The organism is Granulicella sp. 5B5 (assembly GCF_014083945.1).
GTDB lineage: Bacteria > Acidobacteriota > Terriglobia > Terriglobales > Acidobacteriaceae > Granulicella.
The window spans coordinates 2,043,138-2,066,528 of the sequence record NZ_CP046444.1; the positions used below are offsets into that span (position 1 = coordinate 2,043,138).

The 23,391-nt window shown below is 63.3% G+C and carries 19 protein-coding genes; 6 read left to right on the forward strand and 13 right to left on the reverse strand.

Annotated elements, in window-relative coordinates:
- Positions 1–149 precede the first annotated feature (149 nt).
- From GOB94_RS08570 to GOB94_RS08620, 11 genes are all read right to left on the reverse strand, one after another.
- Complete coding sequence (locus tag GOB94_RS08570) at positions 150–1,661, reverse strand: peptidase S10 (protein ID WP_182275545.1); 1,512 nt, start codon at positions 1,659–1,661, stop codon at positions 150–152.
- Between the two features lie 154 nt (positions 1,662–1,815).
- A complete protein-coding gene (locus GOB94_RS08575; protein ID WP_182275546.1) occupies positions 1,816–3,171 on the reverse strand; it encodes a DUF3863 domain-containing protein in 1,356 nt (451 codons plus the stop codon).
- Positions 3,172–3,322: 151 nt separating this feature from the next.
- Positions 3,323–4,318, reverse strand: a complete 996-nt coding sequence (locus GOB94_RS08580; RefSeq protein ID WP_182275547.1) for an aldo/keto reductase — start codon at positions 4,316–4,318, stop codon at positions 3,323–3,325.
- A gap of 114 nt (positions 4,319–4,432) precedes the next feature.
- Positions 4,433–5,443, reverse strand: coding sequence for an AraC family transcriptional regulator (locus tag GOB94_RS08585; RefSeq protein ID WP_182275548.1), 1,011 nt, complete (start codon positions 5,441–5,443; stop codon positions 4,433–4,435).
- Positions 5,444–5,469: 26 nt separating this feature from the next.
- Positions 5,470–6,525 (reverse strand): NAD(P)-dependent alcohol dehydrogenase, encoded by a 1,056-nt coding sequence (locus tag GOB94_RS08590; RefSeq protein WP_182275549.1) that lies wholly within the window; start codon positions 6,523–6,525, stop codon positions 5,470–5,472.
- A gap of 86 nt (positions 6,526–6,611) precedes the next feature.
- Positions 6,612–7,028 (reverse strand): secondary thiamine-phosphate synthase enzyme YjbQ, encoded by a 417-nt coding sequence (locus GOB94_RS08595; RefSeq protein ID WP_182275550.1) that lies wholly within the window; start codon positions 7,026–7,028, stop codon positions 6,612–6,614.
- 11 nt (positions 7,029–7,039) lie between these two features.
- Positions 7,040–8,302, reverse strand: coding sequence for a serine hydroxymethyltransferase (gene glyA, locus GOB94_RS08600; protein ID WP_182275551.1), 1,263 nt, complete (start codon positions 8,300–8,302; stop codon positions 7,040–7,042).
- A 117-nt stretch (positions 8,303–8,419) separates the two neighbouring features.
- Complete coding sequence (locus GOB94_RS08605; RefSeq protein WP_182275552.1) at positions 8,420–9,646, reverse strand: alpha/beta hydrolase family protein; 1,227 nt, start codon at positions 9,644–9,646, stop codon at positions 8,420–8,422.
- 64 nt (positions 9,647–9,710) lie between these two features.
- Complete coding sequence (alr, locus tag GOB94_RS08610) at positions 9,711–10,874, reverse strand: alanine racemase (protein WP_182275553.1); 1,164 nt, start codon at positions 10,872–10,874, stop codon at positions 9,711–9,713.
- 112 nt (positions 10,875–10,986) lie between these two features.
- Positions 10,987–11,583, reverse strand: coding sequence for a DUF882 domain-containing protein (locus tag GOB94_RS08615; protein ID WP_182275554.1), 597 nt, complete (start codon positions 11,581–11,583; stop codon positions 10,987–10,989).
- 349 nt (positions 11,584–11,932) lie between these two features.
- The gene (locus GOB94_RS08620; RefSeq protein ID WP_182275555.1) at positions 11,933–13,831 is read right to left on the reverse strand and encodes an ATP-dependent DNA ligase; all 1,899 of its coding nucleotides are present in this window, start codon (positions 13,829–13,831) and stop codon (positions 11,933–11,935) included.
- A gap of 120 nt (positions 13,832–13,951) precedes the next feature.
- On the opposite strand from GOB94_RS08620, the gene GOB94_RS08625 reads away from it, so the two are divergent.
- From GOB94_RS08625 to GOB94_RS08645, 5 genes are all read left to right on the forward strand, one after another.
- The gene (locus GOB94_RS08625) at positions 13,952–14,689 is read left to right on the forward strand and encodes a hypothetical protein (protein WP_182275556.1); all 738 of its coding nucleotides are present in this window, start codon (positions 13,952–13,954) and stop codon (positions 14,687–14,689) included.
- A 167-nt stretch (positions 14,690–14,856) separates the two neighbouring features.
- Positions 14,857–15,996, forward strand: coding sequence for a carboxypeptidase-like regulatory domain-containing protein (locus tag GOB94_RS08630; RefSeq protein WP_182275557.1), 1,140 nt, complete (start codon positions 14,857–14,859; stop codon positions 15,994–15,996).
- Positions 15,997–16,160: 164 nt separating this feature from the next.
- On the forward strand, positions 16,161–17,228 hold the full coding sequence (prfA, locus tag GOB94_RS08635) for a peptide chain release factor 1 (protein WP_182275558.1): 1,068 nt from the start codon (positions 16,161–16,163) through the stop codon (positions 17,226–17,228).
- A 186-nt stretch (positions 17,229–17,414) separates the two neighbouring features.
- Positions 17,415–19,490: a prolyl oligopeptidase family serine peptidase gene (locus tag GOB94_RS08640; protein ID WP_182275559.1), complete on the forward strand. Its 2,076-nt coding sequence runs from the start codon at positions 17,415–17,417 to the stop codon at positions 19,488–19,490.
- Positions 19,491–19,545: 55 nt separating this feature from the next.
- Positions 19,546–20,484 (forward strand): hypothetical protein, encoded by a 939-nt coding sequence (locus GOB94_RS08645; protein ID WP_182275560.1) that lies wholly within the window; start codon positions 19,546–19,548, stop codon positions 20,482–20,484.
- 5 nt (positions 20,485–20,489) lie between these two features.
- Here GOB94_RS08645 and GOB94_RS08650 read toward each other — a convergent pair whose 3' ends face one another.
- Both GOB94_RS08650 and yiaK read right to left on the reverse strand, forming a co-directional pair.
- On the reverse strand, positions 20,490–20,801 hold the full coding sequence (locus GOB94_RS08650; protein WP_182275561.1) for an ASCH domain-containing protein: 312 nt from the start codon (positions 20,799–20,801) through the stop codon (positions 20,490–20,492).
- Positions 20,798–21,832 carry a 3-dehydro-L-gulonate 2-dehydrogenase gene (gene yiaK / locus GOB94_RS08655; RefSeq protein ID WP_182275562.1) on the reverse strand — a complete coding sequence of 345 codons (1,035 nt, stop codon included), beginning with the start codon at positions 21,830–21,832 and terminating at the stop codon, positions 20,798–20,800. The genes GOB94_RS08650 and yiaK overlap by 4 nt, the downstream gene beginning before the upstream one ends.
- Before the next feature lie 81 nt (positions 21,833–21,913).
- On the opposite strand from yiaK, the gene GOB94_RS08660 reads away from it, so the two are divergent.
- Positions 21,914–23,380: a metallophosphoesterase gene (locus GOB94_RS08660; RefSeq protein ID WP_182275563.1), complete on the forward strand. Its 1,467-nt coding sequence runs from the start codon at positions 21,914–21,916 to the stop codon at positions 23,378–23,380.
- Positions 23,381–23,391 lie beyond the last annotated feature (11 nt).

Sequence of the window (23,391 nt, forward strand, 5' to 3'; positions counted from 1 at the left end):
ACTGCACCTCCCGTTGTAGCAGGGGTGGAGGCATCCGCGCCAGTGGCAGCTTCGCCGGCCCTCGCCCGTGGTCGCCTTGATCTCCACCAGCAGATAGCGCGGCTTTAGTTTGGCGCCTCGAAGGGCAACCTTATGTGCAACACCGGGCGCTAGTGGGTTGCGACCATTGCCTCCCAGAGCTGGTGCAGGCCGGCACCGTTGGCTTCGCGGGTGTAGAACATGTGACCGCCGGGGAACTCATGCACCTGTACCTGGCCGGCGAGCTTAGCGGGCAGCTGGTTCTGGGTGAGCACCGAGCCCATGAACGGGCAGGAGAGGTCGTTCCAGCCGTGGACGATCAGTACCTGCAGTTTGGGGTCGGCTGCGATGGACTCGCGGAGGTCTTCGACCGCACCCCTACGCAGGTCAGGCGAGCTGTGATCCCAGGCGCTGTTCACCGCATAGGAGAGAGCATAGTAGCGGGCGTCGGTCTTCCACCCGACGGTGTGGGTGATGAAGTCGACCATCGCGGAGGTGGTGGGGGCGATGATGCTCTCGAGGATGGGGTCGTTGGACTGCCGGTAGGGCGAGTACGGATAGGGGTCCGGCAGCATGACGTTGGAGTCGTAGACGGAGCCGATCTCGCCCTGCTCACGGTGGACTTCGCGGAGATACGCACCGGTTTCGAGGCGGCCGCCGGAGTAGCGGACGAACTGCGGGTCGAGCCCGGTCATCTCAGTGACCTTGGCGATCATGGCGTCGGTGGCGGCCTTGTTCTCGGGGCCGGCGATGAGCGCGGAGGCGTAGTCGCCTTCGGTGTAGGCGATGACCTGCTTCATGGCGTCGTCTGTGAGCTTGTGCTCGGCCTCAAGGTGCGCGGCGGCTATGGGAGGTAGCGTGACCATCCAGGGAATGGGCGAGAGGTTCTCGTCGCCGAACTGCGGATTGAGGTAGGGGCTGACGAGGACAAGGCCGTTGATGGCGACGCCCAGCTGCGACTGCAGATAGTGCGTGATGCGCGGGCCACGGTAGCCGCCGTAGCTTTCGCCGATGAGGTACTTCTTGTCGAGCAGGCGGTCGTTCTTGACCAGCCACTTGTAGATGACGAGCGAGAGATACTCGATGTCCGGCGTGGGCGAGTAGAAGAGCTTCTTGGTCTTGGCTTCATCGACGAGCGACTTGGAGAAGCCAGTGCCGATGGGGTCGATGAAGACTTCGTCGGCGACGTCGAGCCAAGTCCCCGGGTTGTCTTTGAGGATGGCGGGCGAGGAGGCCGAGTCGCCCTCATTGCCGAAGGAGAGGTGCTTGGGGCCGATGGCGCCCAGGTTCAGATAAACCGAGGAGGCGCCGGGGCCACCGTTGACGGCGAAGATGACGGGGCGCGAAGGCTCTCCCTTGGCGCGGTCGACGACGTAGGCGGTGTACATGACGTCGCCGGTGGGCTTGCCTTCGTCGTCCTTGAGATGGATGGTGCCGACGGTGGCGGTGTAGTGGATGGTCTTGCCGTTCACGGTGATGGTCTGCGGGACGGACTTGTCCTCGGGCAGGCCCTCTGGCTTGGTTTCAGGTTTCGCAGCTTCTACCTTGGCAGGCGCTTTGTCGGCAGCAGGTTTTGCGTCCTGCTGGGCGAAGAGAGGGAGGGCAAAGAGCAGAAGAGCCGGAGCAAGTTGGCGCGAGGTCATGGATGTTAATGTACGACGTAATCCAGCATGCTGGGAGCAACAAAATACAAGGGGTCTCTCCGTTGCGGCGCAAGAGCGCGCCTTCGGTCGAGATGACTGGCTTTGTGGATGGATCGGCGAAGAACAAGCAACAGCAAGAGCAACTGCGTTAGACCTAAGCCTTCAATTGCGGGTAGCGGGTGAAGATGATGCGCTGATCTTCGGCGGGGAGGTCGTGGAGGCGGGTGGGTTTGTCCTGCGGGCGGGTGCCTTTCTGGTTGAGGACATTCATCAGGCTCCACTCGCGTTGCAGGCCCTGCGGCTCCTGCGCTTTGAGGTCGTAGCGGGTGAAGTCGATGGCCATGCGCGGAGTGTTCTTCTCCCAGTCGTGCAGCAGGGCGAGGCGGAACTCGCGGTTCATGAACCATTCGATCTCGAGGTTCTTCTCCGAGCCGGGCGCGCCGGTCCCCTTCTCGTCGAACCGGTAGTTGAGGCCTGCGTTCGAGGGCGTGTGCTTGCGCCACTCGAGGCCGAACTCGCCTTCGGGGATGACCTGCGTGTCGGGCCAGCGGTCGAGCGTGGTCTGTAGCCAGTAGGTGAGGTCGGCATCGTGGCCGAGTGAGGTCTCCCAGATGGCGGTGACCCAGCCGAAGCCGTTGAGCTTGTAACCCGCGTCCATGTGGATGGCGGTGGTGTCCATCATCTCCCTGCGGCCGACGGCGAGGCCGAGGTCCTGCACGGTTTCGATAGGGCCGACACCCATGCGGCTGTTGAAGCCGCCTTCGAAACCCTGGCGGCGCGCGGAGAGAAAGTCGCAGGTCCAGCCGTCGAGGCAGACGCAGTCGATGAAGTCGGCGGGCCCTTGCGCCGGCTTGAGATAGTGTTCGCGGCTGGGATAGTAGGGGTAGCAGATGCCGCCGTCACCATCGCCGTTGTCGATGCCGTGCTGGCTCCAGATTTGGCCCTGGCAGACGTGGATGCCTTCGTCGTTGGCGAGGTGGCGCTGGTTTTCGGCGTCCATGAAGCCGGCGATGAGCGATTGTGGACGGTAGCCGCCGCCGACCATCTTCGAGACCATGCCGAGTGCGTCGTGGATGGTGCGGCGCGTCTGCTCGCGGGTGTTGTACATGGGCGCGAAGTAGCCGCCGGGGATGAAGGTGATCTCGTCGCCGTATTGCGCGTGGAAGCTGGCGAGGAGGCGGCGGGCTTGTTGATACTCCTTGCGCTGGTCGAGGAGCGCGAGCCAGCTGATGGCCCAGGTCATGCGGCCTTTGGGACAGCCGCGGGCGAAGGCATCGCGGCGGGCCTGGATGTGCGCGGGGCTGTTGAGGGGCGACTCGTCGAGGCCGATGTTGCGCGTGGGCGTGACCTCGATCTGGTTCACGCGGACGACGGAGATATGCGTGAGGAAGCGGCCGCGCAGTGGCGATGGTGGTTGCGCGAGGAGCGTGCTGTTGCCGAGGGCGAAGGCTGCTGCTGAACCTGCTGATGTATTGAGGAAGTCTCGCCTGGTCCAGTTGCCGCTGCTCATGTAGTCCGCGTCCTCCAGTGCGTTGTGGGTGTGGTGAGATGCCACGGCAACGACACGGACATGCTAGCAGCGGGGAATGAAGGCTGGCAGAAAGCACCACGCCCCCACTCATCGCAAACAGCGCGATGAATGGGGACCCGGCAACCGATTATCAGCGGCCCACAAGCTGCTGATGGAACGGCGAGTAGCGAGCACCTTCCAGCTTGACGCTGGAAGAGGCAGCTTCGAGAGCCTCGACATCAGCTGGGGAAAGTTCGACGTTGAGGGCCCCGAGGTTCTCTTCGAGACGGTTGAGCTTGGTAGTGCCGGGGATGGGAACAATCCACGGCTGCTTTGCCAGCAGCCACGCCAGAGCGATCTGTGCAGGGGTGGCGTTCTTCTTTTTGCCGAAGTCGGTGATGACATCGACCAGCGCGTGGTTGGACTTAAGAGCATCTGGAGCCAGGCGGGGCGAGGTGCTGCGGAAGTCAGTGCTGTCGAACTTTGTGTTGGCGTCCATCTTGCCGGTAAGGAAGCCCTTGCCAAGTGGGCTGAAGGGGACGAAGCCGATGCCGAGCTCTTCGAGCGTAGGGATAATCTCCTGCTCGGGCTCGCGGAAGAAGAGCGAGTACTCGCTCTGCAGCGCGGCGACGGGCTGCACGGCGTGGGCGCGGCGGATGGTCTGCGCGCCAGCCTCCGACAGGCCGAAGTGCTTGACCTTACCCGCGGCGATGAGGTCCTTGACCGCGCCGGCAACGTCTTCGATCGGCACGTTGAGATCGACGCGGTGCTGGTAGTAGAGGTCGATGACGTCGATATTGAGGCGCTTGAGCGACTCGTCGCAGACCTTCCTGATGTGGTCCGGGTGGCTGTTGAGGGCGTTCCACTTGCCGCCGTCGGCGGGATTGGCCTCCCAGCCGAACTTGGTCGCGATGACGACCTTGTCGCGGATGGGCGAGAGCGCCTTGCCGACGAGGACTTCGTTGGTGAAGGGGCCATAGACCTCTGCGGTGTCGAAGAAGGTGACGCCCATGTCGACGGCCTTGTGCATGAGGGCGATCATCTCAGTCTCATCGGAGACGGTGCCGTAGCCAAAGCTCATGCCCATGCAGCCGAGGCCAAGGGCGGAGACTTCAAGATTGCTGTTGCCGAGTTTGCGCGTTTGCATGGTGTGCTCCTTAGGTTGTTACTGCTGATGTTCCGCGAAGGCTTTGCGGGCGACCGCGATGGCGTGCGGAGCGGTTGGCTCCAACGGGCTTTGAGTTGGCGCGGTGAGCGTGAACTAGTTGATGGTGGTTTCGCGGTTGGCTTCGCGCCAGTGGCCGGGAGGCACACCTTCCCAGGCGCGGAAGGCGCGGGCGAAGGAGCTGGCGTCCTCGTAGCCGAGCAGGTAGGCGGCTTCGTTGAGCTCAAGGACGGAGTTCTTGAGGTAGTAGCGTGCCATTTGGCGGCGCGCTTCATCGAGTACGCGCTGGAAGCTGGAGCCGGACTCCTGCAGGCGGCGCTGCAGCGTGCGGGAGCTCATGTGCAGTTCGCGGGCCACGTCCTCCGTTGTGGGACGATGGCCGGTGAGCCGCTGCTGAATCGCACCGCGGACGAGTTCTAGAAAGCTGTCATCGCCGTTCGTGTGCTGTTTGAGGTCGAGCTCGAACTGCGGGGCGAGCATCTCCAGCAATTCGGCGTTGCGGGTGACGAAGGGAATGGCTGCGTCAGCCGTGCGAAAGACGATGGCGTTTTGCGCGCTGCCGCAGACGATGGGGCAGCCGAAGTGCCGTTCGAGTGCCTTGGTGTGCGTGCGCGGCTGCACAAGCTCCAACCGCAGGGGAGTGATGCGCATGCCGGTGCCGTGGCGCACGATGGTGAGCATCCACGCAAAGCAGTGGTCGACGAGCACGGGCGGTTCGGCTTCGACGGCGAGCGTCCAGCGAAACTGGATGCTCCACTCGTCGCCCTGGCGGTCGTGCACGAGCTCCTCCGGCACGGAGAGACGCTTGTAGCGCGCGAGGTGATCGATGGCCGCACCGAAGTTTTCGGTGGAGAGCGCCGCGATGCCGCTGGGGTGGAAACGTTCAATGCGATTTTCAGTGCCGAGCTTGAGGCCGATGGCGGGGTCGCTGCTGACCTCAGCGATGGCCCGCCACAGGGCGAAGAGCTCTTCGGTGTTGACGAGTATGCGGGTCTGCTGGAAGAGGTCCTGCGGGAGCCCTGCGCGGCGGAGAACCGCGGAGACAGAGACTCCCGACTCCTCCAACCGCGTGCTTAGGGTGCCGGCAACTCGAAAGTGTTTGAGCATAAGAATCTTTCAGCAGAGTTTTATCTTTAGGACTTCAAAGACGCCATGTCGATGGAGAAGCGATACTTCACGTCTGCTTTGAGCAGGCGCTCGTAGGCCTCGTTCACCTGTTGGATGGCGATGACCTCGACATCGGATGTGATGTTATGCTCGCCGCAGAAATCGAGCATCTCCTGAGTTTCCTTGAGGCCACCGATGGGCGAGCCGGAGACACTCTTTCTGCCGAAGATGAGGCCGAAGGAGCTGAGGCTGAGCGGCTTTTCGGGCGCACCAACGAGGGTCATGTTGCCATCGCGGCCAAGCAGCTGGATGTAGGCGTTGATGTCGTGGTCGGCGGAGACGCAGTCGAGGATGAAGTCGAAGCTGTTGGCGTGCTTCTGCATCTGCGCAGCGTCCCTGGAGATAACGACCTCGTCCGCGCCGAGGCGGATGGCGTCTTCAACCTTGCTGGGCGAGGTGGTGAAGACGACGGTGTGCGCTCCCATGGCATGCGCGAACTTGACGCCCATGTGGCCGAGGCCGCCGAGACCGACGATGCCGACCTTCTTGCCCGCGCCGACTCCCCAGTGGTGCATGGGTGAGTAGGTGGTGATGCCCGCGCAGAGCAGCGGTGCGGCGGCGGCGAGGTCAAGGTTCGCAGGGATGTGCAGGGCGAAGCGCTGGTCGACCACGATGCTGTCCGAGTAGCCGCCGTAGGTGACGCCGCCGGTGTGCTTGTCGGGCGAGTTGTAGGTGAGCGTCATGCCGGGGCAGAACTGCTCGAGGCCTTCCTTGCAGGCGGGGCAGGTGCCGTCGGAGTCGACCAGGCAGCCGACACCGGCGAGGTCGCCGGGCTTGAAACCGGTGACGGCGGAGCCGACCTTGGTGACGCGGCCCACGATCTCATGCCCCGGCACGCAGGGATAGACGGTGGGCATGACTGCGGCCCACTCGTTGCGCACTGTATGGAGGTCCGAGTGGCAGATGCCGCAGAAGAGGATCTCAATCTGAACGTCATTCTCGGTGGGATCGCGCCGCGCGATCGTGGTGGAGGCTAGCGGCGAGGTGGAGCTGGTTGCGGAGTAGGCTCTCGCGTTGAACATGAGACTACGTTAGTCCCTGGCGGCGGCTGTCGCCATGCAGAGCGCGCCATTGTGCCTGCAAGATGCGCCAGAGTTTTGTGGCGCGGCTATTCGCCAATCAGATGCAGAACGATCTCGCGCCGGTGAGGGTGGGTGCGATGTTCGAAGAGATAGACACCCTGCCAGGTGCCGAAAACGAGGCTGCCATTCACAACAGGGATGGATAACTGTACCTGTGTGAGAGCGGTCTTCAGATGCGCGGGCATGTCGTCCGCGCCTTCGTAGTTGTGTTCGTAGGGCCCGTTTTCTGGTGCGATGCGGCTGAAGTACGCCTTGATGTCGCGACGCACGGTGGGGTCGGCGTTTTCCTGGATCAGCAGCGATGCGGATGTATGGCGACAGAAAACGGTAAGCAGGCCTGTCTGCATCTGCTGGTGCTGGAGCCATTCGCAGAGAGTCAAGGTGAACTCATATAGGCCCTGGCCGCGGGTGGAGAGGGTGAGGGCGTGGGTGGCTTGCTTCACGGCTTCCTCCGCTACCCGCGCAGGAAGCCGTAGAGCGGGAACTGCTCGGCGAGTTCGCCCACTTGGCTGCGGATCTGCGCTAGCTTGTCGGCGTTGTTGCGGTGCTCCAGGGCTTCGGCGATCCACTTGGCAATGGTGCGCATCTCCGCTTCCTTCATGCCGCGCGTGGTGAGCGCCGGGGTGCCGATGCGGATGCCCGAGGGCTTCATCGGGGGGTTGGTGTCATACGGGATAGCGTTCTTGTTGACCGTGATGCCGGCGGCACCGAGCGCGGCTTCGGCCTCTGAACCGTAGATGCCTTTGGCGAAGACATCCACGAGGATAAGGTGGGTGTCCGTGCCGCCGGAGATGATGCGGTAGCCTTCGGCCTGCATGGCTTCGCCGAGCACCTTGGCGTTGGCGACGGTCTGTGCGGCGTAGGTCTTGAACTCGGGCTGAAGGGCCTCATTGAACGCGACCGCCTTGGCCGCGATGATGTGCATGAGCGGGCCGCCCTGCTGGCCGGGGAAGACGCTGCGGTCGATGCCGGCGGCGTACTCCTGCTTGCAGAGGATGAGACCGGCGCGTGGGCCACGCAGGGTTTTGTGCGTGGTGGTGGTGACGACGTCCGCGAACGGCACAGGCGAGGGGTGTGCGCCACCGGCGACGAGACCGGCGAAGTGTGCCATGTCGATGAAAAGTTTCGCACCGACCTTGTCGGCGATCTGGCGCATGCGGGCGAAGTCGAACTGGCGTGGGTAGGCGGAGCCGCCGCCGATGATCATCTTGGGCTGCTCGGCGATGGCCTGCGCTTCGAGCGCGTCGTAGTCGATGACCTCGGTGTCCTGGCGGACCTTGTAGCCGACGATCTTGTAGAGCTTGCCAGAGAAGTTGAGCTTATGGCCGTGGGTGAGGTGGCCGCCGTTGGCGAGGTCGAGGCCGAGGACGGTGTCGCCGGGGTTGACGAGCGTCATGTAGGCGGCGGCATTGGCCTGCGAGCCGGCATGCGGCTGCACGTTGGCGTGATCGGCGCCGAACAACTCCTTGGCGCGATCACGGGCGGCGTTTTCGACGATGTCGGCGTACTCGCAGCCGCCATAGTAACGCTTGCCGGGATAGCCTTCAGCGTACTTGTTGGTGAAGACGGTGCCGGCGGCCTCCAGCACGGCGCGCGAGACGAAGTTCTCGCTGGCGATCATCTCCAGGCCCTCGTGCTGGCGATGGATCTCGTTCTGGATCTGCTGGTAGATGAGTGGGTCGGAGGCAGCGAGAGGGGCGTTCAGGTCAATCGGCATAGAGGTTAATTTTACGCTGTGCGTTTGCGGGAGAGGCGACTGCCAGCCGGTTTGCGTAACCTTCATCGAGAAAATGCGTATTCCTACGCAACACCTATCTGGCTTTCTGTTCCCGAGCTAATGGCTTTCGATTCCCTGCGCAGAACCGTGCGCAGACGCGGACGACTCCGCCGCCAGCCGCTTGAATGAGTTGTAGATGAAGGAGCCCATCCACCAGCCGTCCATGTATTTGTAGGGAAACTCGCCGGTGGTGTAGTGGCCGCAGGGGAGCACTTTGCTGACGTAGTTGATGTGGTGGGTGTCGAAGTTCCTGAGGACTTCAAGCGAGAACTCGCGGATGAAGGTGAGGTCGTAGGTGGCGTGGATGACGAGCGTGCGGCGCTGCGCGGCGGCGAACGGCTGCATGTAGTTGATGGGGCTGATGCAGTCAAAGAGGCCGCGCACCTGCTGCTGCGAGAGGCCGGCGTGCTCGAAAGCGGACTTGACGTGGCGCGTGCTCTGGCCGGTCCAGACGACGTCGCCGAACTGGGTGGAGGCGTGATTGAAGGCACAGACGCGGATGCGTGGGTCCATCGCCGCGGCGAGAAATGCGTAGCAGCTACCGAGCGAGGTGCCGAGCACGCCGAACTGCTCATAGCCTTGTGATTCGAGCCAGTCGATGCAGCTGCGGACGTCCGCGACGGCCTGACGGCAGGCGGCGAGGGTGCGGCCGATGTTGGAGCTGACGGCGTAGTCGGAGCGCTCAAGCTCTTTGGGGCGGCGGACGTCGTGATAGGGCTTGGAGAGGCGCAGGCAGGAGATGCCGAAGCGGTTGAATATCTCGCAGAGCGCATTGTGGCTGAAGGCATCGGCGTTCCACTGCGGCATGATGACCATGGCCTGACGCGGCTTCGATTTGTCTTTGTGCTCTGCGGGGTACCAGCGTGCGTTGACCTCGTCGTTCTCCGGGTACGGCGTGCGGACGGCGGAGGTGAAGCGCAGGAACGGTTCGCGGCGCAGCTCGCCGACCTCGGCGCGGCGCTTCCACTCGCGGTCCTGCTCGAGGGTTTCGGGGCGGACATTGGTGGGGTAGAGCTCGGGGTGGCGCTGCTCGATGCGGAAGTTGGTGGGCGTGGTGTAGGCGAAGGTGGCGTGCGTGTCGGCCAGCATCTGCTGGTTCAGCCCGGTCATGGCGTCGAGGGCGGAGAGCTCGCCGCGGTCGACGCGGGCTTGCCATTCGAGCCCGCCGAGGTCGGCGAGGTGGTCGAACCCCCACTCCAGCGGGCGCTCGATGCGGTTCGAGTCGCGGGTGGTGAGGGCGTACTCCCACGCGTACATCCACTTTGCGTACAGCTTTGAAACCATCTGACTAGTTTACCGCTCCGGTCTACTATTTTGGCAGTGTAGCGGGGCGGCAAGACGGGCACGTTTATGCCAGATGAACATGTCCGCGGAGGCCGCAGAGTATCTCGTAGGGGATGGTGTGGCACCAGCGGGCGTGGTCGTCCGCGGTGACGCCTTCGCCGAGCAGGACGACCTCGTCGCCCATGGCGATGTTTTTGCGGCCGGTGATGTCCACGACGGTGAGGTTCATGGAGACGCGGCCGATGACCTTCGCCTGCCTGCCCGCAAGCATGACCCAGCCGTTGCCGACGCCCGAAGAAGCCTCGCGGCGAAAGCCATCCGCGTAGCCGACGGGCAGCAGCGCGAGGCGCATGGGCTTCTGCGCGGTGAAGGTGGCGCCGTAGCCGACCGTAGCACCTGCAGGGATGTCGCGGAGGCCGATGATGCGGGTCTTCCAGGTGAGCACGGGCGAGAGCCGTGGATGCAGCGCTGCGGTGGCCTCACCTTCGAGGGACAGCGTGTCTCCGTAAAGACCGAGGCCGGTGCGCACCATGGCGCGGGCGCCGAGCTTCTTTGCAGCGTCGCGAATCCACTTCATCGTGGAGCCCTCATCGACCGCGGAGGTGTTGCCCATGTGGATGAGCTCGGGCTTGATGCCGGCGGCCGTGACCTGTTCGAGCGCAGCGGCAAAGCGTTTGCGTTGCGCGGCGGTGACAGCGGAGCCGGGTGTACCAGGAGCGGACTCGGCGCAGGCGAGGTGCGTCATGACGCCTTCGCAGGAGACCCAGCGCGAGGCCGCGAGGCGCTCGAGCACCTTGTCCAGCTCCGTGCCGATGGCGATGCCCTGGCGCGACATGCCGGTGTCGATCTCGAGATGCACAGAGGCGCGATGGCCGACGCCCCGCGCGGCACGCTCCATGGCGCCGATGTGCTCGGGTGTCCAGACGATAGGGGTGAGGCCGTGCGCGACGATCTGCGGTGCGTCGCTCAAGTCCATGCCGCACATGACGAGGATGCGTGTGCCCCCGTGGCCAAGGATCTGGCGAACGCGCGCGCCTTCCTCGACATCCGTGACGCCGAGCCAGCGGGCGCCGCCGGACTCCAGCACCGGGGCGATGACGGTTGCATCGTGTCCATAGCCGTTGGCTTTGACGACGGCCAGCGTCTCCACGGAGGTACCGGCTACAGACTGCACCGCGCGCAGGTTCTCTACCAGCTTTGTACTCGAGATCTCAATCCAGCTTTTCACTGTCGTCCATTATCAATGCGGCAAGGAATAGAGAGTAATGAGTAAGGAGTAGAGAAAAGCAAAAAGGCGGCCAAAGTGGCCGCCCTCTACCCATTATTCATACTCCTTGCCGCTAAGTGGTGTGGCGGCGCGAGACACGATGGCGGCGCCGACCCATGTGGTTGCGTCCACCGGCAAAGGTCCACTGGCGGACGGGGCCTACGTCCACATGCACGAACTGGCTCTTGGGGTAGTAGCCGACACCACCGGCGTCGAGACTGAGCGCTGCGTTGCGGAGGCGCGCGGTGGGCACGCCAGGCACGCGGATGTCGATGGCATGGCCCAGAATGTGCTGCGAGTGCTCAGCGACGCCTGTGTACGCAGCCTGCTCGCGGAGCAGCTCGTTGGTCTCGGCGGTGCGGTAGCCGCAGACAATATCGACGATACCGTTGGGCTTGCCGAGCCGAGCCATCAGGTTGTGCAGGAGGTCGAACTCCTTGGGGTCGTACTGCGTGACCTCGTTGGTGCGGTGGTCGCGGAGGAAGGTGTTGAGCTTGTCGAGCGCCTCGGGGATGTAGGTGTCGCCGATGCGGTAGACGATGTCGATGGACTCGCCGGTGTGCATGGCGGCCAGGCGCAGGGAGTATTCCTTGCCGTCGGTCGGCAGCTCGGTGTCAGCATCAGGCAGAACGCCGGGAGGCAGCAGCGGCAGCATAAGGATGCTGGCCATGGCGTGGCTGCTGTGCGCGTGCACCCGTGGGTGGCGGGCAGAGGCTGTTGCGGAGAGGCAGCAGAGAACGACGGCACTAAGTGCGACCGTTGCCGTCCTGCGCGAGAGGAACCTGGACAAAGAAAGGGTGCGAGCAGAACGAAGATGGATCAACGGAGGTTCTCCAAGAAGAAAAGGTGCGACACAGAAGACAATTAGGGCAGGTGAGACGTTCGCTGCGTGGGTCGTGCAAATGGCGGGGGACATATCGAAAACGCCATTCGTCATTTCGTTTCACGATTCTACCCTGAAAAGCGCCTTCGCCCAATCATCGGAGTCCGTTTGCGGTGCCTGGATGGTAACTGCGGGCTTAAGCCTTTGATTTTCGTAGTTTAGGGGATGGATCGTCGGGGTTTATGGAAGGTTCTTCAGAACGGGAGGCGGACTCAAGCTCTGTACTATCTTTGTCAGGCTGCGACTCGTAGATGGCTTCGACCCGTTCGAGGGTGTCAATCTCTTCGACCGGCTTGTCGTCCCGGATGCGGAGGATGCGCGGAAAACGCAGGGCAAAGCCGCTGGAGTGGCGGTCAGACCGCATGATGTTGTTGAAGGCTACCTCGAGCACGCGGAGGGGTTCGACGGTGCGGAAGTGGCCGCGGTCGACCAGCGTGTGCGCCTTGAGCCAGGCGGTAAGCTCGGCGATCTCGGCGTCGGTGACGCCGGAGTAGGCCTTGCCGACGTTAAGCAGCTCAGGCTCGCCAGTGGCAGAGATGCCGCGCACGGCGAAGGTGTAGTCCGAGAGCAGGCCGGCGCGGCGGCCGTGGCCGTACTCGGCGCCGGTGATGACGACGTCGAGCGTGGCGAGCTCGCGCTTGAGCTTGACCCAGGCGAGGCCGCGGCGGCCGGGCTGGTAGGCGGACTTGGCGGCCTTGAGCATGACGCCTTCGTTGGCGCGGGCGCGGGCTTCGGCGTAGGCGCGGTCGATCTGCTCGGCACTCTCGACGCGCTGCGTGGGCGAGAGGCGCAGGCGCTGCAGCGGCGCGGCGGGGTTTGCAGATACAAAGAGGCTGCCCTGTGCGGTGTCGTGGTCGGCGTCGAGCGGTGCGACGGCCTTGGGACCTAGCTGCGCGATGACCTGTTCGAGGCGCGCGCGCCGCTCGTGCAGCGGGAGGGCGAGCAGCAGATCTTCGCCTTGAAAGAGTATGTCGAAGGCCATGAAGACGACGGGGACCTGGCGGCGCATAGCGCTGTCTATGCGCTTGCGGCCGATGCGCTGGCCGAGCCGCGCAAAGGGCAACGCCTTCTCGGCGGCGAAGTCCCATGCGAGGATCTCGCCGTCGAGTATCAGTGGCTGTTTTCGCCCGCGCAGAGCTTGCTGCAGGGCTTCGACCAGCTCCGGGAAGCTTTCTGTGATCTCCTCGCGAGTGCGGGAGTAGAGCGCGACGCGGCCCGGCTGCGTGGGGTCGCCGCAGTGCAGCTGCGCACGCATGCCGTCGAACTTGTCTTCGAGGAAAGCATGGATGCGCGGCGCATCGCTGGCTTCAGCGTCTGGTAGCGGCTTGCCGGTGAAGCGCTCGACGGCCTCCTCGGGTATTTCCACCGGTGAGGCGAGCATGAAGCCGAGCGGGTGGAAGAGGCGCATGTGGGCCTGCGCGAGCGTGCTGGCGAAGGCCATACGGACGACGCGGGCGAGGTCAGCCTCAAGCATCACGGCGTGGCGGATGGCGGTGAGCTCCGCCTCCGCGGCGACAGCGATGGCCTCTTCAATGAGGCTCTGCTTTACACCGATGCGCATGTCGCCGAGCATGAGCTTGAGCAGGTACTTGGCCTCCAGCGCGGTGGCGCGGCGGAGCAGGCCTTCGACGAGAGCGGCGCGCGAGGCAGTCGTGCGCGCGATGGCCATAGCCGCGAAGGCCTCTTCGACTTCGGCCAAGGTAAGCGTTTCGGCGATGCCGTCGGGCCAGACATCAGAGGCGGCAGCGCCCATGTCGCCGTGGCGGCGATAGGCGGCGGTGAGTTCTGTGTCTGTTGCGCTGGAGACAGCCTTGACCGCGCGCGATAACAGAGCTCCGCCAGCACTGAGCTTGCGTGGATCGGCCTCCGCAAAAGGCTGCCCGGCGAGGTAGAGGCAGAGCAGGCCAGCGTCGTCGCTGCCGCTGGCGGCCTGCGTCGCGCGCACAGCTTCGGCGATGGCCGCGCGCTTCTTCAGGCGGCCGGGTTCGGCCGCGAGCGTCTCCGCCAGGGTCGCGAGCTGTGCGAACAGTGCCATGCCACTAGCATCGCCTATGCAGCTTCATCCGCTCAAAGTAGGGGATGCTCCTACAATCGAAGCTGAACTGGAGACCCTGCCACCCTGCCTCGCCGAACGCTCATCTCGCTGGCTGTCGCTGTGCTTGCCGCATGGCTGCACGCGCAGCAGCCCGCGTCTGGCGATAGGCTGGCGGACGTGCTCGTGCATCTGGGCGCGCAGGCGACGGCGCTTGACCGCTCCCTGCCGAGTTTTACCTGCCTGCAGAAGGCCAACAGCGATGAGCTGCGCGAGGGCAGGCACGACCAACCCGCGAAGGTGCTGCGGCATGTGGAGTTCACCGCGAACCTGCGCGTACGGCGGCTTGCCGATGGCAAGCTGGCTGAGTCCGCGGAGTTCCTGACCGTAAACGGCAAGCCTTTCGACGCCAATGGATTTACGATGCCCGCCTACGCGCAGGGCGGGTTTCTGCAGGCGGTGAGCTACTTTCTGCCCGATCAGCAGAGATGCTACGTCTACACGCTGGCGGGCAACCGCGTGGACTTTACCGCTGCGCCGAACGCTGCCGCGGACAGCCACTGCCGCAGCGCGGGCACAACGGGCTTTGCGCTGCTGGATGACGACGGCAACCTGAAGCACATCGAGCGCAATGTCTCCGCCTATGGCGCGGCTGTCTATCACCTGATTCCGCACGCCGAAGTGGACATGGTGCCGGTGACGCTGAATGGCGTGACGTATCCGCTGTCGAGCCATCTGGTCTCGGAGCGGCCCAACGGGCGGTTTCTCGACCGCTTTGAGTCCCGTTATACAGGCTGCAAGCTGTTTACAGCGACGGTGATTATTGGGCCGGTCACCAGTATGCCTGAGGTGCCAAAGTGATGGCACTTACAGGGTCTTGGCTCACCATCGGTATCCAATGAGAGTCGTAACGCTGACAACACACGCAAGATGACGGCGATGTCATGCAAATCGCCGCAGGTTGAAGGAGAATCCATGGAGCAGGCTCCGGTTGCGCGCCTCATATATTCGCTAGGGTGATAGTAGACATGCAATGCACGCGCACAACTGTTGATCAGCATCGCCTCCGCTCTTTTTCGAACTCTTCTGCGATTCAGCTCTCGTTGCTGCTTGCGTTCGCAGCGTGCGCATCGGCGCAGACGCTCGTCTCCAGCTCTGCTCTGCCTGACGATCCTGGCTACGCGCTGCAGCAGATGGCCGCGTCCCCACAGGACAGCTCCGGCCTGATTGAAGGCACGGTTACAGACGCCCAGGGAGACCTGGTTCCCGGCGCGATCGTGACGCTGGAGCAGAAGGGTCACACCCATCTGCGTGCGGAGACGAGCGACTCGGCCGGACATTTTCTGTTCGCGGGCGTCACGGGTGGCACGTATACCGTGCTGGTCTCCGCACACAATTTAAAGACCTATCTTTCGCAGCCGATTGTGGAGCTGCCGGGCCAGCACAACGACCTGCCGCCGATTGCTCTGGCAGTGGCCGCTTCGACCAGCGTGAATGTCTCGGCGAATTCCGAGCAGGTGGCCGAGCAGGAGCTGGACCTGGAGACCAAGCAACGCGTGATCGGCATCATCCCGAACTTCTTCACCAGCTTTGTGTATGACGCCGCGCCGCTGGACACTCGGCAGAAGTTCAAGCTGACCATGCGCAGCCTGATCGACCCGACCGCGTTCCTCTCCGTGGCGATTACCGCAGGCGCGGAGCAGTATGAGGACACCTTCCCGAGCTGGGGCAACAGCGATGCAGCCAGCTACGGCAAGCGCTACGCCGCAGGGTACGGCGACGAGTTGCTGACACGCGGCTTCAGTTACGCGATCTACCCTTCGATCTTCCACCAGGACCCGCGCTACTTCTACCTTGGGCCGACGAGCTCGACGCGCAAGCGCGTGCTGCACGCAATCGAGTCGGGGATTATTACGCGAGGCGACAACGGGAAGAACGAGTTCAACTACTCCTACCTGCTGGGCGCCGCGTCGGGTGGCGCGCTCTCCAGCTTGTACCACCCGGCGTCGGACGGGCCGGGCAAGCTGGCTGGGCTGAATGTGGGTGTCGGCATCGGCGGCAAGGCCATCCAGGGGCTCATTCGCGAGTTCATCTGGCCGCGGTTCACCACCCATGTGCCCGCCTACGCCACGGGCAAGACAGCTCCGACGGCCCCCGCGAAACCTTAGCGATGGCTGTATCATCTAAAAAGACGATGATTTGTGCCAGCGCAAATTCGGTGTGTGCTCCCCGCGTGACTCTCCGTCACGACTTTGCCTAGCTGCGCCTAATCCGTCGCGCCTTTCTATTCCCTATTCCTTATTTCCCTGCGACTCCGCAGGAGGAGCCAGCAATGTTCGACCGTCTCGATCAACTCGAAGCCCGCTATGAAGAGCTGGGCGCCCAGCTGGGCGATCCCAACATCGTGAAAGACCAGGAGAACTACCGCAAGGTCTCCAAGCAGCACCGCGACCTGGAGCCGACGGTGGAGAAGTTTCGCGAGTACCGCAAGCTGCGCGACGCGATCGCCGATGCGAAGTCCATGCTGGGCGATGCGGACATGCGCGAGATGGCAGAGATGGAGCTCGCCGAGCTGGAACCTAAGCTGCCCGTGGTGGAAGAAGAGCTGAAGGTGTTGCTGCTGCCCAAGGACCCGAATGACGACAAGAACATCGTCATCGAGTTGCGCGCGGGCACCGGCGGCGATGAGGCCTCGCTGTTTGTCGCCGAGGTCTTCCGCATGTACCTGCGCTTTGCCGAACAGCATCGCTGGAAGGTCGAGGTGCTCTCACAGACCGACTCCGATGTAGGCGGCCTGAAGGACATCACGGCGATCTTCGAAGGCGACAAGGTCTACTCGCAGATGAAGTATGAGAGCGGCGTGCACCGCGTGCAGCGCGTGCCGGCGACCGAGACGCAAGGCCGCGTGCATACCTCGGCCATCACTGTAGCCGTGCTGCCCGAAGCCGAAGAGGTCGACATCAAGATCGAGCAGAAAGACCTGCGCATCGATACCTTCTGCTCATCGGGCCCCGGCGGACAGAGCGTGAACACGACCTACTCGGCGATCCGGATTACGCACCTGCCGACGAACACCGTGGTCAGCTGCCAGGACGAGAAGTCGCAGATCAAGAACCGCGAGAAGGCGATGCGCGTGCTGCGTTCGCGGCTGTACGAGGTAGAGGCCGAGCGCGTGCATCAGCTGCAGGCTGCCGACCGCAAGGCGCAGATCGGCACCGGCGATCGCAGCGAGAAGATCCGCACGTACAACTTCCCGCAGAACCGGCTGACGGACCATCGCATCGGGCTGACCAACCACCAGCTTGCGATGGTGATGGAAGGCCTGCTGCAGCCCACGATCGACGCGCTGATCGCACACGATACCGCCGAGCGACTGAAGGCGCAGAGAGAAGCGGCTTGAAGTAGTGGGTAGTAAGTAGCGGGCCTCGCATGTCGAGACCCTTTGCTTTTTCTACTCCCTACTCCCTATTTCCTGCCTCTCAGTTATCCTCTCGGGATGAGACCTCTTTGCTCTGTCCTCTTCGCCGTGGTTGCCGCAGCTCCGCTTGTCGCACAGGATGCAAAGCCCTTTACGCTGCAGCAAGTAATGAGCGCACCGTATGCTAACCAGCTCACCGCCGCGCCTACGGGGCCGCTGTTTGCGTGGGTGGAGGATACCGAAGGACGACACAATCTCTACGTCGGCAGCAAGGACATCCCGGCACGCTCGCTGACGCACAACACTGAGGACGATGGGCAGGACATACGTCAGCTCACGTGGTCGCCGGATACCAAGTTCATCGCGTACACCTACGGTGCAGAGAGCGGCGCCGACGGCAAGCCAGCGAACCCGGCGCATCTGCAACGGACTACGCCGCTGACCGTGATCGTGCAGCCGACGGACGCAACTGCGAAGCCTATAGTGATCGGCGAAGGCCGCCTCCCGCTTTTTTCACGCGATGGCCGCAGACTGTTCTACGTGCGCGACGGCCAGATCTGGATCGCCGGTCTTGGCGCGGGTGCGGAGACCCCGCATCAGCTTGTCTACGACCGCGGCAGCGTCGGCTCACTCACGCTCTCACCCGATGGCAAGACGCTCGCTTTCATCAGCCGTCGCCATGAAGCCAACGAGCCTTCGCACACACTTCTCGCTCTGTACTCACTGACGACGCATACGCTCAGCTTCCCTGCACCGAGCACCGGCGACGACTCCGCGCCAGCGTTCTCGCCCGATGGCAAGTACCTGGCATGGCTGCGTGTACCCTTTACCGCTGCTGATACCGCCGAGTTCGCGCTCAACCGCGTGAGCGCCAACCCGTGGTCGATTCAGCTGCTGGATATTGCGGCGGGCACGACGCGCACTGCGTACTCACCGGAGCCAAACAAGCCGGGGAGCGTGTTGCCGATTCCGGATGATGAGGTGCCGTATCTGCTTTGGGATGCGAAGGACGAGATTGTGTTCTATAGCGAGGCCGATGGGTGGGACCATCTCTACCTTCTCGATCCGTCTTCTGGCTTAGCCACTTTATTGACACCCGGGAACGTTGAGGTCGAAGGCGCGGCCCTGAATGCACACGACAATGTCCTGGTCTGGAGCTCAAACGATCCGCTTCCGGAGGCTACGGACGCTGACCGGCGGCATATCTGGCAATTGAATCTCGCCCACACTGGGGAGGCGCCAAAGGAGCACGAGACCCATAGCTCTGATACGCATCCCATTTTGAGTGCAGACGGAAACACGCTTGCAGTACTGGCCTCCGACACACACACACCGGCCCACGTCGAGATATTGGTGACCAATAGCGGCGCGGAGCGAACCAGCCTGAATCGACTCCCAAGCAGCTACCCGGCAGCATCACTTGTCGCTCCGCAGCAAGTTCTCTTTCCTTCCACCGATAACCTCCAGATCCACGGCCAACTCTTCCTGCCTGCGCACCTCGACCCCACTAAGAAACATGCAACTCTCATCTTCATGCACGGTGGTCCGCGACGGCAGATGCTGCTTGGCTATCCAGCGATGGAGTACTACTCGAACGCCTATGCGATGAACCAGTATCTCGCCTCGCGCGGATTCATTGTGCTGAGTGTGAACTATCGCTGCGGCATCGGGTACGGGCTGGACTTCCGGCAGTGCGGCCATGAAGGTGCAACCGGCGCGGCGGAGTACAACGACATCCTCGCGGCGGCAAAGTATCTGCAGTCGCGGCCTGATGTCGATCCGAAGCGCATCGGGCTGTGGGGTGGCAGCTATGGCGGGTATCTGACGGCGCTGGGGCTTGCGCGCAACTCCGATATCTTCGCAGCGGGTGTCGACTTCCACGGCGTGCATGACTGGAACCTCGAAGACAATGCTGGCGACTGGAAGCGCGGTGACAACGCGGAGCAGGACGCCATCGCCAAAGAGGCGCTCGCCAGCAGCCCGCTGGGCGACATCAGCCACTGGCATTCGCCGATCCTACTGATTCACGGCGACAACGATCCCTCCGTCGCCTACGCGCAGACGCCGCGACTGGCCGATGCTCTGCGCGCACGCAACGCCACCCTGCCTAAAGGCCAGCAGGTCGATGTGGAAGAACTCATCTTCCCGGACGAGGTCCACGAATTTCTGCTGCACAAGGACTGGCTCGCCGCGTATACGGCCACGGCGGCGTTCTTTGAGCGCACATTACAGCCGAACCGGTAAATTTACGGTCGAGCCGGTAAAATAGAACTCGAAACCTGAACCCGAGGAACGCCCCATGAGCACCATCGCCGCACCCGCACCCGCGCTCGAAGCCGCCGCCAAGTCCGCCGGCCTGACCCTCACCGCCGTCGAGCCCGGCACCGACTTTACCGGAACGCCCACCACCCGCGCCGTCATCGCCCTGGTCTCCAATCCTGCGAAGTCGCAGGTGCTTGAGCTGAGTGCCGCCTTCAACGCAGCGGACCCTGAGTTCGTCTCGCACTTCAAGACCTTCTTCGATGAGGCAGCGCATCGTCTGCGCAATCCGCACCCCGACCAATACCTCACTCTCTCCGGCCTGCCGCTGAGTTTTGGTGGGTACGCGTGGCCGTTCCACGGCTCCACGTCCGGCGCGGACACGTATATCGTGCACGGCAACATCAATCTCGAAGACGGCACCGAGGTCTCGCGCACGCAGCCGCTGCATGCCAAGATCTCCGCCTCGCTGACGCAGACGTTTGCGGAGACGCTGGTCTCGCGCGAGCAGCCGTTTGCCGAAGGCTTTATCTACAACGCCGTGCGCAAGACGCTCGACCAGGGCCAGTTGGAGCTGGTAAAGAGCGGCAACCGTCAGCCTGTTCCCGTGACCACGCGCTACTTCTCCGTATGGAAGAAGCGCTTCAGCTTCAACGACACTACGGAGAAGCAGCGCCACGACTACCTGGCAGCGAAGGTCTTCTGGCTCTCGCACATTCTGGGTGGCGGCGAGCCGGTGTGGATCGCGGACCCGCGCGATGCGCAGTACCTGAATACCACCGCCGAGGAGCTGAAGCAGAACGCGGCAACGCTAGTGAAGGAAGGCTTGCTGCTGCTTGACGAGAGCGGCGAGTGGGCCACCGCGACCGACACGCTGCGCACACAGGAAGACACCTACCGCGCGCACGTTGCGGATGCGCTGCTCTTCATCAAGCCGAGCTTCAACGAAGAGATGCGCGGCGGCCACACCAATATGTAATCTATTCAGCCTTCCGCACGTTGGGTACGCAGGCGCGCGGAAGGCGGGATGTAGTGGAACCGGACCAGATAAATCCTGTCACCCTTGCCGTGCTTTGCGACCTTCAACAGGTCCAGCACTCCCAGGAACCCGGAGGCGCGCGCCAACTCCGGCGTAATGTCCGGCAGCCCAATCGGCTCAATCGAGTCTACCTCGATCTCGCCTTCCTCCATCTGATAACGCTTGCCGACTGTGACGCGGGGGCTCATCCAGATGCGCACACTGCAGGTGATCTCTCCACTGCGTACGCCGTCCCGAAGCCGCTTGGTGAAGGTCACTTCAGCATCTCCTCTTCGAGCGTCAACAGACCTTCCCACGCAGCTTCTTCTACCGCGACACCGAGCTTCAGGCTCTCCTCGCGGATGCGCAGCGCCCCCTCACCGGGATAGCGTGCGGGCTTGCCTGCTTCTACCGGAGTCGCTGCGTGTACTGCGGCGATAGCGCCGTCGACGACCGTTCGCATCTGCTCCACCGCGCTCACCGCTGCGGGTGCTATCGCGAGAAAGACCTGCGACTGCCCAACCTCCTCCAACGCATTAGGCGAAAACTGATACGTTGCCTTGCCGCCGCTCAGCATCGCGCCCAGCACATCCAGCACAAAGCTCAGGCCGGAGCCCTTCCAGAAGCCAATCGGCAGCGCGCGCTGCGTGCGTTCAATCGCCGCAGCATCGGTCGTCAGCACACCGTGTTCGTCAAAGCCACCAGGCACCGGGAGTGCCACGCCATGCGCTGCATAGCTACTCAGCGAGCCATACGAAAACTGGCTCATCGCGATGTCGAGCATGATGGGCTCATGTGCGTCCGTGCCGAAGCGCGGCACCGCAACCACCAGCGGATTGTTGCCCAGCGCGGGCGTGCTTGCGCCCCACGGCGGCAGGTTTGGCAGCGTGTTCGACCAGCACATCGCGGCGTAGCCCGCCTCCGCGGCCATCCAGCCGTAACTGCCGGCGCGCATCCAGTGCGACGTGTCGCCAAGGGCCACGCAGCCGATGCCGTGGTCCTGCGCCAGCTGCATCGCGCGCTGCATCGCCGCATGGGCTGCGAGGTTTCCGGGCCCACGATGGCCGGCCCAGCGCTCGATCGCGCCGAAGCTCGCCACGCACTCCGGCACCGCGGCGGGCGCGATAAACCCCGCGCGCACCTGCGCCGCGAACCGCGGCAGCCGCGCAATGCCGTGCGTCTTCACGCCATCACGGTCCGTCTCTGCTGTCAGCCGCGCACCCAGCGCAGCCCGCTCCGGCGGCAGACCCAACCCCAGCAGTACCGTTTCGATCCGTCCCCGCAGCTCGTCAAACGCAATCCGTCTCATGCCCACTATTAGACCGCACGCGGATTCACACACGCCAGCTACACTAGTGTTCCGCTGCTAGTTCAACACTCGAGGTCTCCGATGCGCCGTCTTCTTATCTGCCTGCTCGCCGTCACAGCAGCCCTGTCTGCCGCGCAGTCGCCTGCTGCCCATAAATCTTCTTCGCAGACCGAGAACATCCTGATGCTCTCGGACATTCACTTCGATCCGTTTCACGATCCGACGCTGGTGCCGCAGCTGGTGAAGGCAAAGGTGAAGGACTGGCCGAAGATCCTTGCGACACCGATGACACCCGCGGCGCAGCAGGCCTTCGACAACCTGCAGAAGACATGCGGAGCCAAGGGCATCGACACGGACTACACGCTGCTAACCTCGGCGCTCACCGCCCAGCACGCACAGCTCGCCAAGCCGCTCTTCGTTACCATCTCCGGCGACCTGATGGCCCACCAGTTCGACTGCCGGTATAAAACTTTGGTGCCGAACGGCAGCAAGGACGACTACAGCGCATTTGCTGCGAACACCGTCACGTTCGTCACGCAGCAACTACACGGTACCTTCCCGAAGGCGCCGCTGTACTTCGCGCTCGGCAACAACGACTCCGGCTGCAAAGACTACCGCGAGACCGAGGAAAGCGACTACCTGAAAGCCGACGGCAAGAGCTTCAGCCAAGTCGTGCTCGACAAGAGCAATGCGAAGGAGGTGTTGAAGGACTTCTCCGCATTGGGCGACTACCGGGTGGACCTGCCCAAGCCCTTCAAACACACACGCCTGCTGGTGATGCAAGACCTCTTCGAATCGAAGAAGTATGAGACCTGTGGCGGCAAGGACTCCGACAAAGAAGCGAAGGAGCAGATCGACTGGCTGAACAAGGAGCTCGCCGACGCCCGTAGCAAGGGCGACCGCGTGTGGGTGATGGCACACATTCCGCCAGGTATCGATGCCTACTCCACGTTCACCAAGGCCAACAAGGGCGACAACACCAGTTGCAAGTACTCGAAGCCGACTGAGTTCCTCGGCTCCAACCTGTTTGCGGACACACTGCGCGACAACGCGGACGCGATCTCGCTGGTGCTGCTGGGCCACACGCACATGGACGAGATGCGGTTGTTCGCAGGCAAGACCAGCGACGGAGGCATTCCCGGCAAGCTTGTGCCGTCCATCTCGCCCGTGGACGGCAACAATCCGTCGTTCACCGTTGGCGTGGTCGATCCTGCGAAGTCGATGCTGATGGACTATAGCGTCTACGCAGCGAGCAACCAGACCGGCGTCGGCACGACCTGGTCGCTTGAGTACACGTACTCGACCACCTACAACGAGCCGGACTACTCCGCCGCCTCGCTCACCGCGCTGACGAACGGCTTTCTCACCGACCCGCAGAGCAAGACCGCCGCGAGCCAGGCCTATGAGAGTCACTACTTCGTCGGTGGGCCAAGTGCGGGCCTGAACCTGAAGGCCGCGGCGATGAGCGTCGTGTGGCCCATCTACACCTGCTCGCTGGTGCATGACCACGCCAAGACCTTTACGGCCTGCGCCTGCCCGGCACAGTAGCGGAACTTCGC

What these genes read in the sequence shown, in the direction of transcription:
- GOB94_RS08630 (WP_182275557.1), top strand. Translation starts at nt 14,857, where the DNA reads ATGCAATGCACGCGCACAACTGTTGATCAGCATCGCCTCCGCTCTTTT.
- GOB94_RS08570 (WP_182275545.1), bottom strand. Translation starts at nt 1,661, where the DNA reads ATGACCTCGCGCCAACTTGCTCCGGCTCTTCTGCTCTTTGCCCTCCCT.
- GOB94_RS08605 (WP_182275552.1), bottom strand. Translation starts at nt 9,646, where the DNA reads ATGGTTTCAAAGCTGTACGCAAAGTGGATGTACGCGTGGGAGTACGCC.
- GOB94_RS08640 (WP_182275559.1), top strand. Translation starts at nt 17,415, where the DNA reads ATGAGCGCACCGTATGCTAACCAGCTCACCGCCGCGCCTACGGGGCCG.
- GOB94_RS08580 (WP_182275547.1), bottom strand. Translation starts at nt 4,318, where the DNA reads ATGCAAACGCGCAAACTCGGCAACAGCAATCTTGAAGTCTCCGCCCTT.
- GOB94_RS08575 (WP_182275546.1), bottom strand. Translation starts at nt 3,171, where the DNA reads ATGAGCAGCGGCAACTGGACCAGGCGAGACTTCCTCAATACATCAGCA.
- yiaK (WP_182275562.1), bottom strand. Translation starts at nt 21,832, where the DNA reads ATGAGACGGATTGCGTTTGACGAGCTGCGGGGACGGATCGAAACGGTA.
- GOB94_RS08585 (WP_182275548.1), bottom strand. Translation starts at nt 5,443, where the DNA reads ATGCTCAAACACTTTCGAGTTGCCGGCACCCTAAGCACGCGGTTGGAG.
- prfA (WP_182275558.1), top strand. Translation starts at nt 16,161, where the DNA reads ATGTTCGACCGTCTCGATCAACTCGAAGCCCGCTATGAAGAGCTGGGC.
- GOB94_RS08590 (WP_182275549.1), bottom strand. Translation starts at nt 6,525, where the DNA reads ATGTTCAACGCGAGAGCCTACTCCGCAACCAGCTCCACCTCGCCGCTA.
- GOB94_RS08660 (WP_182275563.1), top strand. Translation starts at nt 21,914, where the DNA reads ATGCGCCGTCTTCTTATCTGCCTGCTCGCCGTCACAGCAGCCCTGTCT.
- GOB94_RS08645 (WP_182275560.1), top strand. Translation starts at nt 19,546, where the DNA reads ATGAGCACCATCGCCGCACCCGCACCCGCGCTCGAAGCCGCCGCCAAG.
- glyA (WP_182275551.1), bottom strand. Translation starts at nt 8,302, where the DNA reads ATGCCGATTGACCTGAACGCCCCTCTCGCTGCCTCCGACCCACTCATC.
- GOB94_RS08620 (WP_182275555.1), bottom strand. Translation starts at nt 13,831, where the DNA reads ATGGCACTGTTCGCACAGCTCGCGACCCTGGCGGAGACGCTCGCGGCC.
- GOB94_RS08615 (WP_182275554.1), bottom strand. Translation starts at nt 11,583, where the DNA reads ATGGCCAGCATCCTTATGCTGCCGCTGCTGCCTCCCGGCGTTCTGCCT.